This window comes from Zarconia sp., assembly GCF_057467645.1.
Window position 1 is genome coordinate 182,547 of the sequence record NZ_JBRJXU010000147.1, and the last position, 11,137, is coordinate 193,683.

At 52.5% G+C, this 11,137-nt stretch carries 9 protein-coding genes; 5 read left to right on the forward strand and 4 right to left on the reverse strand.

Annotated features, from left to right (window positions below; translation table 11 throughout):
* Positions 1-153: 153 nt before the first annotated feature.
* Positions 154-5,046, forward strand: coding sequence for a response regulator (locus AC2215_RS22775; RefSeq protein ID WP_486812309.1), 4,893 nt, complete (start codon positions 154-156; stop codon positions 5,044-5,046).
* Positions 5,047-5,256: 210 nt separating this feature from the next.
* Here AC2215_RS22775 and AC2215_RS22780 read toward each other — a convergent pair whose 3' ends face one another.
* The 3 genes from AC2215_RS22780 to AC2215_RS22790 form a co-directional block, all read right to left on the reverse strand.
* Complete coding sequence (locus AC2215_RS22780) at positions 5,257-5,436, reverse strand: hypothetical protein (protein WP_486812319.1); 180 nt, start codon at positions 5,434-5,436, stop codon at positions 5,257-5,259.
* On the reverse strand, positions 5,405-6,472 hold the full coding sequence (locus AC2215_RS22785; protein ID WP_486812310.1) for an ABC transporter permease: 1,068 nt from the start codon (positions 6,470-6,472) through the stop codon (positions 5,405-5,407). The genes AC2215_RS22780 and AC2215_RS22785 overlap by 32 nt, the downstream gene beginning before the upstream one ends.
* Before the next feature lie 131 nt (positions 6,473-6,603).
* Complete coding sequence (locus AC2215_RS22790; protein WP_486812311.1) at positions 6,604-7,443, reverse strand: Npun_R2479 family HD domain-containing metalloprotein; 840 nt, start codon at positions 7,441-7,443, stop codon at positions 6,604-6,606.
* A 464-nt stretch (positions 7,444-7,907) separates the two neighbouring features.
* Between AC2215_RS22790 and AC2215_RS22795 the strand changes: the two genes are divergently transcribed.
* The gene (locus AC2215_RS22795; RefSeq protein WP_486812312.1) at positions 7,908-8,117 is read left to right on the forward strand and encodes a hypothetical protein; all 210 of its coding nucleotides are present in this window, start codon (positions 7,908-7,910) and stop codon (positions 8,115-8,117) included.
* A gap of 141 nt (positions 8,118-8,258) precedes the next feature.
* On the forward strand, positions 8,259-9,242 hold the full coding sequence (msrP, locus tag AC2215_RS22800; protein ID WP_486812313.1) for a protein-methionine-sulfoxide reductase catalytic subunit MsrP: 984 nt from the start codon (positions 8,259-8,261) through the stop codon (positions 9,240-9,242).
* 151 nt (positions 9,243-9,393) lie between these two features.
* Here msrP and AC2215_RS22805 read toward each other — a convergent pair whose 3' ends face one another.
* Positions 9,394-9,996, reverse strand: coding sequence for a thioredoxin family protein (locus AC2215_RS22805; RefSeq protein ID WP_486812314.1), 603 nt, complete (start codon positions 9,994-9,996; stop codon positions 9,394-9,396).
* Between the two features lie 100 nt (positions 9,997-10,096).
* Here AC2215_RS22805 and AC2215_RS22810 point away from each other — a divergent pair, with 100 nt between their 5' ends.
* Both AC2215_RS22810 and AC2215_RS22815 read left to right on the forward strand, forming a co-directional pair.
* Positions 10,097-10,501, forward strand: a complete 405-nt coding sequence (locus tag AC2215_RS22810; RefSeq protein ID WP_486812315.1) for an NIL domain-containing protein — start codon at positions 10,097-10,099, stop codon at positions 10,499-10,501.
* A gap of 34 nt (positions 10,502-10,535) precedes the next feature.
* Complete coding sequence (locus tag AC2215_RS22815) at positions 10,536-11,105, forward strand: hypothetical protein (protein ID WP_486812316.1); 570 nt, start codon at positions 10,536-10,538, stop codon at positions 11,103-11,105.
* The last annotated feature ends 32 nt before the right edge of the window (positions 11,106-11,137 follow it).

The following is an 11,137-nucleotide window of genomic DNA, read 5'->3' on the forward strand; positions in this document are numbered from 1 at the left end:
GATTGCAATTGGTCATCACAGACAATCGCCCTGGGTTGATGGATACTTTCCTGGATTCTCGAAATCTCACGGCTCCCTCAAGCAATAACTCTTTTGTCTGGAGCGACAAGAACGCGCACGCCATAATATTGCAAGGGGTCACATGACACGGTGATGATACGGGCAATACTCAAAACTGGGTTAGCGGATACTTCAATCTCGAACCCCTCCGCGATCGTGGAAGGGCAAGGGGCATGGACGATACAGTGGGCTGCCGATTTTTCCATGGCTCTAGCTTACTTCACCATTGCTGTGCTGGCGATCGCCATCCTTCGCCATCGACAACTCGATCGGGCGAACCCTTTTGTTTGGCTGTCTGTTACCCTACTCTTTCTCATGGGTGCGACCCATCTGCTCGAGGTCGGAACTGGCGGTTTGCCAGACCCGGGATGGTCTGCATTTCTTGAGATCGCCAGGGCGCTCTTAGGGGCGGCGGGGGTTGGGGTGGCGTTGCAATGGTACAGATCGTACCGCGCTTCCCCAGGGAGAAATATTTTCCGACACGGGGCTTGTGTCAAGTCCGATGGTCCTTGCGATCGAGAAGTCGAACCCGAATCGAACGATCTCATTTTAAAAGATATCCTAGCGGCCACGGCGACCCTCAAGGGAACTGAGTTTTTCCGCATCCTAGCAGGCGACTTAGCCCGAGGCTTGGGCGTGCGCTGCGTGACGATTTCTAAAATTGTGACCAACGTTCCCGATCGCCTACAAGTGTTAGCCTATTGGTCCGGGGACCAATGGTCGGAGCCGTTTGAATACGATATGTCCGGAACGCCCTGCGGGCAAATCAAGCAAGGTTTTCAGAATATCTGCTACCCCGACGGCGTTCGGGACCGTTTTCCCCAAGATCGATGGTTGGACGAGCTGAACGCCCAGTCTTACTTGGGTATCCCCTTACTCGATCCCGCCAGACAGTTTATCGGTCATCTGTGTATTGTCGACGATCGACCCCTCAAAGACATCGCCCGGGCTGAAGCCATTGTCAATGCCTGTGCCCTGCGAGCCTCCGCCGAGCTTTACCGACAATGGCTCGAAGAGGAACTGCAAATCGAAGTGAGCGAACGCCAACGAGCGGAACGTTCTCTACAAAATATTGTGGCGGGAACGGCTTTGGTGACGGGAGAGCAATTTTTCCCCGCATTGGTACACCATCTGGCCACAGCACTCGACGTTCGTTATGCCGTCGTCTCGGAAGTGGCCAACGACCCGGGTCAGATCCCAGCCTTTTGGGCGAATGCGTCTCTCGAATCCATTGTCGAGCGTTACGCTCCTGCCCAGCCATCAGATTTCATGGCAGCCGCTCGTCCCTTAGAAGCCGATCCCCTCAGTCCTCAAATCCTCGAATACCTCCATGCTGGGGGGTCTCTGAGAGTACCGCTATTCGGCAGCTCCAAACAGATGGTGGGATATCTGTTCCTCCTCGACGAACGACCGATTTTGAGAAATCGCGGAACCGGTCAAATTCTCAACGTCTTTGCCGCCAGAGCGGCCACGGAACTGCAACGAAAACTCGATCGAGAGGCGCTTCACCGAGCCTACGACGAATTAGAAATGCGGGTGCAATCGCGTACGGCCCAACTGTCGGCGGCCAATAAATTTTTGGCTGCGGAGATTGCCGAACGAGCCTCAGCCGAAGCACAATTACAGGAGCGATCGCGTCAAGCTGCTTTGGGGGCGGATGTCGGATTTGCCCTCACCCAAGGGGGAACTCTGCGGCAAGTCCTGCAACATTGTGCCGAAGCCCTGGTGAGACATTTGGATGCGGCCTTTGCCCGAATTTGGACGCTGAATGCCGATGCCAACGAGTTAGAACTCCAAGCGAGTGCGGGAATGTACGTTCATCTCGACGGCGCTCACAGTCGAATTCGGGTGGGCGATTATAAAATTGGTCGGATCGCCCGCAACGTTCAACCCCACTTAACCAACGACGTACAAAACGATTTGGCTATTAGCGACCCCGAATGGGCGCGCCGCGAACAGATGGTAGCTTTTGCCGGCTACCCTTTGGTGGTCGATGGAGGGGTCGTCGGGGTGATGGCGGTGTTTGCCAAATCTCCCTTGAGCGAAAGTACCCTGGGGGCGATGTCGGCGATCGCCGATGGGATTGCTTTGGGAATCAATCGCAAACAAGCAGAAGACGCACTGCGGGTAAACCAACAGCAACTCAACAGTATTTTGGGGTCTTTGCGGGATGCAGTCTGGTCGATGTCGGTGAAGAAATTCGGCATCGTTTATCTCAACCCTGCGGTGGAAATGGTGTACCACCGACCGATTGGTGAATTTTTGGACAATCCCAGTTTGTGGTGGAAGGCGATCTATCCCCCAGATCGATCGCGGATCAAGCGGATTTGGAAATCGATTCGAAACGGCAAAAGCGTTGGCTGGGATCTCGAATATCGGATCGTGCTGCCCTCTGGGGAAATTCGCTCGGTTCGCGATCGCGCTCATTTAGTGTGCGATGCTGAAGGAATGCCCTTGCGCGTCGATAGTATCGTCACGGATATTACGGAACGACAGCAGTACGAAGCAGCACTCGAACGGGAACGCCAACAATTGCGCCAAATTGTCACCCACGCGCCGGTGGCGATGGCGATGCTCGATACGCAAATGTGCTATCTGGCTTACAGCAATCAATGGCTGACGGACTACCATTTAGAAGATGCAGATCTCATCGGCTGCTCTCACTACGAAATCTTCCCAGATTTGAGCCAGCGATGGCGAGAGATTTATCAACGGGCACTACAGGGTGAAATTCTCTCCCAAAACGAAGAAAAGTTCGAGTTAGCCGATGGCACGGCTCGGTATCTGCGCTGGGTGGTTCAACCGTGGTACGTGAACTCCCAACCGATTTTTGCCAACGACGCGATCGTTGATGAATTCTTAGAACCCCCGATCGTCGATCGATTCGACCCAGTTCCCATCAACGGCGACAATGTTGCCATTGGCGGTATTGTCATAGTGACCCAAGCCATTGATGAATGGGTGGAAGCACGAGAAGCGGCACTCGAGTCTACGCGGCTCAAGTCTCAGTTTCTCGCCAATATGAGTCATGAAATCCGCACGCCGATGAATGGGGTGATCGGGATGACGGATTTGCTCTTGAAAACGACTTTAAGTTCCCAGCAGAAAGATTTTGTCAAAACCCTACAAACGAGTGGCAAAAATCTGCTGATTTTAATTAACGATATTTTAGATTTTTCCAAGTTAGAAGCCGGGGAAATGCGCCTGGAAGCCCTGGATTTCGATTTAAATACTTGTTTGGAAGATGCGATCGACTCCCTCTCGGTTCAGGCAACGGCCAAAGGACTCGAATTGATGGCGATCGTGGATGAGAAAGTTCCCACCGGCCTCAAGGGAGATGATTCGCGCTTGCGCCAAGTGCTCATGAATCTCCTGGGCAATGCCATTAAGTTTACCGATCGCGGAGAAGTCACGATCCGGGTTTCCCTGGCACGAGATCCTGGAGGTGAGCTCGAGTCGTCGAATGGCAGTGGTTCCCAGGTGACGCTCTACTTTGAAGCGATCGATACGGGAATTGGGATTAGCCAGGAAGGTCAAAGTAAGTTATTTCAATCTTTTTCCCAAGTGGATGCCTCTACCACCCGCAAGTACGGAGGTACGGGATTGGGACTGGCTATTTGCCAGCAAATCGTCCATTTAATGGGCGGGCAAATTGGGGTGGAAAGCGTGGAAGGTCGAGGTTCGACGTTCTGGTTTACGGCCAACTTCGAGCGACAGGAGAAATGGAAGGAAGTTGCCGTTTCTACAACGACACCTTTAGCCGGGAAAAGGTTACTCGTCGTGTCCGATAATGCGGTCAACAGTCAAGCGATCGTGGGTTACTGCTCGGTCTGGGGGATGGAATGCGAGGTGGCGCCCAATCCGGAAGTGAGCTCCCGTTCTGGTGGAGATGCTGGGGGGTTAGCTTACGATGTTGCCTTGGTCGATTTGCCCAATCTCGATCGATCGAATTCAATGTTCGAGCTACCGCTACCGATTGGTGCCACCTTCGAGATGCCGTGGATTGTCGCCGCGTCCATTCACCAACACCAGCAAGTCAAACTGGCTTTAGAACGAGGCGCTGCGGGCTATCTTCTCAAACCCCTCAAAGCCTCGCGCCTGTTCGAGGTCATTCAAGAGCTGCTGGCTTCAGTTGATGGCGATGGTGACCATCTCGAAGAGTCTGAAGGCTCTGTGGCCACGTCCGATTTTCCCCCATCGCAGGAAGAGGATATTTCTCACCTGAAGATTTTGTTGGTGGAAGATACGCCGGTCAATCAAAAAGTGATGCTCAACCAACTCAAGATTTTGGGTATTGAATCCGATTGCGTGGCCAACGGACAAGAAGCCCTCGATCGCCTCGAAAGGCAAGACTACGATATTATCTTGATGGATTGCTTGATGCCCGTCCTCGATGGCTACGAAACCACCCAAGAACTTCGCCGTCGGGAAGGCGATACCCAGCACGCGATCGTCATCGCTCTGACCGCGAATGCTCTCAAAGGGGAGCGAGAAAAATGTTTGGCTGCGGGGATGGATGACTATATCAGCAAACCCATCGAAATTGCTCGGTTGGCATCGGTACTCAAATCCTGGTCGGTGCGCCTGGAGGAACCTTCAGCAGGCGATCGGGCCATACTGCGACCCGCTGAGGATATTTCTGAGCCGCTTCTCCATGACGAACCGATCGTCGATCTCGAACGTTTGCAACAGATGACAGGGGGCGATCGGGAATTCGAGCGGGAACTGATGGAAATGTTTCTCGAAGATGCGCCCCCAATTTTGCAAGCCCTGAAGAAAGCCGCTTTTGAAGAGAACGACTTTACCACCCTCGCCCAACGCGCTCACCAGCTTAAAGGAGCGGCTGCATCGATCGCCATTAACCGGATGCCAGAAGTCGCGAAAGAAATCGAACGTCAAGCCAGAGCCAATTCCCTCGACGGTGTCGATGAATGGGTGCTCGAACTTGAAGAAATCTTAGAGCGGGTTCGAGTTTGGACGAACTGAGGTCGATTTATCGCAACGCTAACGCGAACCATCCAGGTTGGGACACTCGTGCATTTTATTCGAGACCTTTCTTGCCCAGCTCACCCTCACGATGTCCGCGGTTGGTCGGAGCGGTTGCGATATAGCCATTTCCCATTGGTGAAAGCTCAATAAAATTGCTCGTTTGTCAAGCCCCAGATTTAGTGTTGTCCCTCGATTGACTATCGAGATCTAGACGGTTTCCGATGACCGACCAATACTCCAACTTGCGACCCACTCGCGCACCGTTCCCCACACCCCACACCCCACACCGCACACCCCTTGACCAGTAACACATAAGCAAAACCAGTCACCATTCCCCATTCCCCCAAAGCGATCGCTATCGTTGCAAACTGCGCGGATCGAGGGCATCGCGCAATCCATCCCCGAGTAGGTTGAACGCCAACACCGTCAGAATAATTAACACCGCAGGCGGCCACACCAGCCAAGGTTGTAATACCACGATCGAAGCATTGGTGGCACTCGATAGCATATTCCCCCAGGAGGCATCGGGGGGCTTAATCCCCAAACCGATTAAACTCAGTACCGATTCGGCAACGATGAAACCGGGTACGGCCAGGGTTGCGGAGATGATCACGTAGGTGGCGGTTTGAGGCAGAACGTGACGGACGATAATGTAAAACGGGTTGGCTCCCATCGCTCGCGCCGCTTGGACGAATTCTCGCTCCTTCAGGGATAGAACTTGCCCCCGAATCACCCGTGCCAATCCCGCCCAGCCGATGAAAGAGGTAATCAAGACGATGAGCAAAAAGCGCTGGGTACTGCTAATTCCCGACGGCAAAACCGCAGCTAGGGCGACGAGCAGGTAAATCCCCGGAATCGTCATCAGCACTTCCACCAAACGCATCAAAATCGTATCCACCCAACCGCCAAAGTAGCCGGAAATCCCGCCAATCAACATTCCGAGGGGGAAGGACACGGTAATCCCCACCAGCCCGATAAACAAACTCACCTGTCCCCCGTAAAGCAGGCGACTGAACTGGTCCCATCCTTGTTCGTTCGTCCCCAGGAGGTGAATGGAGCCTTCACCGATGGTGCCGAACAGGTGAATGTTGGCCGGAATCAAACCCAACAGTTTGTAGTCATCTCCTTTAACGAATAGGCGCAGGGGGGAGGGTTGGGAGAAATCCACCTCTAAGGCACGTTCTCCAGTTTCTAGAATGGTCGGCCCTTGGATGGTGGGATAGACGTGGGGGCCGATAAAGCGATCGTCGCGATCGTTCCAATAAATTTGAGTGGGTGGCAGCAAAGACCCCATATCTTGGGCATTATCGGGGGCATAGGGAGCAAAAAATCCCGCTCCAACAGCCAAGATATAGAAAATAATTAATAGAGTCGCCCCAAAGCGGGCGAGGGTATTTTGTTTGAGTTTGAGCCACCACTGCATAGGAGTTTAGAGGGGGATAGAACGCGGACTCGTCGTCTGTTCGGTTATCGTTGACGGGGGGATGCGCGATCGCTGGCGTTCCCGACCCGCTAATGATGGTTTGACCGCGTCGAACGGTATCGAACGGACGACTATGAGGCTTTGGGCGCATCGTGTTCGACGACAAAAACGTTCGAGTAGAGATTTGCCACAATTTGCTTGCCCTGCTGGGTCAAGTCCAAATATTTTAGGGCATCTTTGACGTAGGGAAAGACCCCGTACCAGTAGAATTTGGGATAGCCGTTGCGCAAATCCCCGGGATTTTTGTAGCCCAAACCTTTATTGGTGCCGGTTTCTTCAAATTCGTAGAACAAGGCGCTAATCTTCTTCAGGTAGCGCGGATCGCTCAGCTGACCGATGAGATCGGCAGCACGCACTAAACCGGGGTAGTTGATGGTGTCTCGATGATCTTCGACGGAAGGGACGGGGAAGCGGGTGAGTTCGATGTTGCGTTTGATGACTTCGGCGTCGATGAGCTTGTGACCGCCAAACCGCTCGTCGATAAATAGTTTACCGCGATCGACGTGGAAAGGGGTCAATCCAGCATCGGAAGCCCCCGGCGGCAAGCACACCATCACCCCCTCGATTCCCGTGGCGTACATCCCATCGCGATCTTGACGGCAAACGCCTTTGACGTAGCCGATATCGTGGCACACTAGGGAAATGATGCAGTGCAGCCAATCTTCGCAGGAAACGCCCCCCTGGCGGATTTGTCGACCTCGCAGGATTTCCTGACCCACTAAGGCGACGAGAATTGTATGCTCGACATTGTGGTAGAGGGCATCGCTGTTGGCAATATTTTCCAGGGCCATCCCCCCCGCCCAAGCAATAATGTCTTCGTAGTCGGGTTTGAGACCGCCGTAGGTATGATGGTAGCCATCGCGCAGGTTTTGAACGAATTCGTCGATTAAAAGTTCCGTTGCGTTAAACATTTTTGTTTTCTTTTAAGAAACGATGGAAAATTTTCGATCGAGCTGGATTGGAGTTGACATTTAGTGGGTATTGATGGGGCGGCGCGATTGTCGATGATGCACCTGTCTCTATCTTAGTGTTCCCAGTCGCCGGTGCGATCGCCCCAATCCTCTGAATTTTCGACTAAATTGGACGAAATTATACCCACGTTGCGATCGGAAATCCGCCATTTACCAGTTTCTAACATTTTTAATTCGTCAATAAGAATAAGTACCTAAGCAGAAACGCCGATTTTTTCGAAAATGCGATCGCTTCGTTTTTATTTCTGTAACAATACGTGATATAAGTGTCCGTGCGACTTTAACAAAACGAATCATTTTTACGGAATTCCGTTAACTTCTTTGAATCAACCTGTTAGCGAAAATCCAACACTTCAACCGCCTAACCCCATCAAAATTTATCTCTTCGAGGTACGATTTTACCCATGTCACCACTCTTCGTTATCGCTTTAGTTACAGCCCTCGTTTCCGCTTACCTTTACTTGAACCTTTCTGAAGAAGTTCCCCGGATGTGCGCCCTGGGAATCGTTGCCTTGAGCTTCGTTCTCGATCTCATTCTCGCTCCCTGGCCGGTTCAGTTGGCTATTTTAACCCTAGTGCTGATTCTGCCGCGCAAATTGATGGCTCCCAATTAAACCTCAATTCAAATCTGCTAAAAATACCATTCCGGGAAGGGTTGAGTTCTTTTACGGGTATCAGTAGATGCAAGCGCTCACTTCAATAAAGAGTAAAATATCTTAACAAAGAGACTTATTTTTCGATCGCCGCCATCCACCATGACCCTCATCCGCATTCCTCCTTCCTGGTATATTTCCGAAAATAGTATTACCCCCGAAAGCGCGTTTATCAATCGCCGTCGCTTTCTCAAAACTCTGATCGGTGCTGGAGTTGGCGCAGCTGCCCTCTCCGTTTCCGGCTGTCGGCAAGATGCTGCGGGTACCGAACTCTCCCCTACCGCCGATACCGTCAGCCTCGGTTCCATTCCCCGCAATCCCAACTTTGAAAAAGTCGATCGGGCCATGACCCCGCGAGATTTAGCTGCTCGTTACAATAACTTCTACGAGTTTGGTGGAAACAAAGGGATTTGGCGAGCTGCCCAAGCCCTACCCACCGAAGATTGGAAGGTGGAAGTCACCGGAGAGGTGAAAAATCCTCGCACCTACGATCTCGACGATTTAACATCCCGCTTTCCCATCGAAGAGCGCATTTACCGCTTCCGATGCGTGGAAGCCTGGTCGATGGTGGTTCCCTGGGCGGGGTTTCCCATGCGCTTGCTGATGGCCGATGTAGAACCCACGGCTGCTGCCAAATTCGTCCAGTTTACCTCCTTCTACGATCCGCAAATTACTACCGGTCCCGGTTGGCGGCCCAACAGCTTGCCCTGGCCCTATACTGAGGGACTGCGGATTGAAGAAATGGCAAACGATCTCGCCTTTTTCGCCACCGGCATTTACGGTCATACCCTACCCAAACAGCACGGCGCACCGATTCGGATGGTGGTTCCCTGGAAGTATGGCTTTAAAGGGGCAAAGTCGATCGTCAAAATCGAGTTCGTCAAAGAGCAACCCGCCACCTACTGGAATACCCTCATTCCCAACGAGTACGGGTTCGAGGCAAACGTTAACCCCAGCAAACCCCATCCCCGTTGGTCTCAAGCCAGCGAACGGGTCGTGGGTAAAGGGTCGCCTCTGGCCTGGACGCGCATTCCCACACTACCCTATAACGGGTACGGCGAGTTCGTAGCGGATTTGTATGTGTGAGGGAGCTTCGGGGGCTTGGGTAGCTTTCGGAGGCTGAGGGAGCTTCAGGGGCAACGAACGCTTCGGGGGGCTTGGGGAGCTAAATTCTTCCTTGTCTCCCTTGTCCTCCTTGTCTTTCCCCTCTCCCCTTTCTCACCCTGCTCCCCTTTCCCTAATTCACCACGTCCGCACCGTGACTGCGGGGATCGTCGGCGGGGGAACTTTCGAGAAGATCTCGCTCTTCGAGTTGCGAGACTTGCCCCGAATTACGATCGCCCCCCAATTCAACCCCAGCAATCAACGCATCTAAATCTTGTGCCATAATCGTGCGGGGTACTTCGCCAATGGATTGAGCCACGGCAACTCCAGACGGGTTGAGATAGACGAAATGGGGAATTCCATCCACTTCGTATTCCGTCATTTCCGGCAACCACTTGGTATTATCCACGTTGAGCATGACGAAATTGACCCGATCGCCGTATTCTTTTCTCAAGGTCTCAGCATCCCCGGCCATCGCCTGACAGGTCGTACACCAGTTGGCATAGAACTCGATCAGCGTCGGTTTGCCATTGGTTGCAGCGACTTCTAGAGGCGTAGACGTTTCGGCGAGTTCGCTTAGGGATGCGGACGTACTTTGGGTTTGCAAACCCAGCACCACGGCAACGCTCAACACCATCGCTACAACCACCACAATAAAATTTCTCAATCGAGTTGCAGGGTTCGTTGTCGTGGATTTTGGGGCGTTTTTTGTCGGATCGGATGCGTTCGCGCTCATCAGATTTTTCTAGGATAATTAGAGAAAGAAGTATTAATGTCAAGATATCTTTCAGTGTAGACCAATTGATGGGAACCCACCGTAGAGAGAGCAGTTTAACGTGAGAAAACGAGTTACGCTAACGTTTCCCAGGCGGTCTACCAAAATGCCCGTCACCTATCGACTGGCGAAAGATTTCAACGTCGCCGCCAGTATTATTCGGGCGCAAGTAGCCCCCAATCAAATTGGCAAGCTGGTGTTGGAACTCCTAGGAGATATCGATGCCATCGATGCGGCACTCGAATGGATGCGATCGCAAAATATCTCCGTTTCCCTGGCAAGCGGTGAAATCTTAATCGACGATCGAAGTTGTGTAGACTGTGGTTTGTGTACCGGCGTTTGTCCCACCCAAGCTCTCACCCTCGATCCAAAATCCTTCCACCTCAACTTCAATCGATCGCGCTGTATCGTCTGCGAGCAGTGCGTTCCCACCTGTCCGGTACAGGCGATTTCGACCAATTTATAGGAGAAAGGGTTAAGGGGGAAAGGGGAAAATATTGATGATACCCCGGCAATTTGGTGGGCAAGGGCGGATTTGTTATCCATGGAAAACGCCTTATATCATCGCCGCCATTACCCACCCTACAAAAGCTCCTTGTCCTCTTGTCACCCCATCTCCCTATCTCCCCATCTCCCACATGCCCTCCTCCACCCTCCGAAAACTTCCCTGGCTGTCGATAAGTTTGCTGCTGGTAACTTATATTAATTTTGGCTGGATACTCGCAAAAGCTGATGTCACGTGGTGGCAGTGGGGGTTGAGTGGGGTATTAACGCTACTAATTGCCGAAGCCCTGGCTTCTCCCTGGTCTTTACTGCGGAACGTATTGTACCGTTGGCTTAAGTCGGATATGAGAGCATTTATTTCGGCAATGGTGGGCGCATTTATTGCCGTAATTCTCCTCACCTGGCTGCATATCTCCGCCCACGGGATTCTGCTGGTGGCTTCGGGGGCGTTAGTACGGTTGGATGCCCAGAGGGCACAACTGCGAAATTGGCAGGCTTTCCTGATTATGACTGTTATTTCGGCGATCGGACTGGCGTTGGGGGGGTTTGGGTATTATCAATTCTAGGGTGTTGGGGCTTTGGAAGCAGGGGAGGCAGA

What these genes read in the sequence shown, in the direction of transcription:
- AC2215_RS22785 (WP_486812310.1), bottom strand. Translation starts at nt 6,472, where the DNA reads ATGCAGTGGTGGCTCAAACTCAAACAAAATACCCTCGCCCGCTTTGGG.
- AC2215_RS22805 (WP_486812314.1), bottom strand. Translation starts at nt 9,996, where the DNA reads ATGAGCGCGAACGCATCCGATCCGACAAAAAACGCCCCAAAATCCACG.
- AC2215_RS22790 (WP_486812311.1), bottom strand. Translation starts at nt 7,443, where the DNA reads ATGTTTAACGCAACGGAACTTTTAATCGACGAATTCGTTCAAAACCTG.
- AC2215_RS22780 (WP_486812319.1), bottom strand. Translation starts at nt 5,436, where the DNA reads ATGCCCTCGATCCGCGCAGTTTGCAACGATAGCGATCGCTTTGGGGGA.
- AC2215_RS22795 (WP_486812312.1), top strand. Translation starts at nt 7,908, where the DNA reads ATGTCACCACTCTTCGTTATCGCTTTAGTTACAGCCCTCGTTTCCGCT.
- AC2215_RS22815 (WP_486812316.1), top strand. Translation starts at nt 10,536, where the DNA reads ATGATACCCCGGCAATTTGGTGGGCAAGGGCGGATTTGTTATCCATGG.
- msrP (WP_486812313.1), top strand. Translation starts at nt 8,259, where the DNA reads ATGACCCTCATCCGCATTCCTCCTTCCTGGTATATTTCCGAAAATAGT.
- AC2215_RS22775 (WP_486812309.1), top strand. Translation starts at nt 154, where the DNA reads ATGATACGGGCAATACTCAAAACTGGGTTAGCGGATACTTCAATCTCG.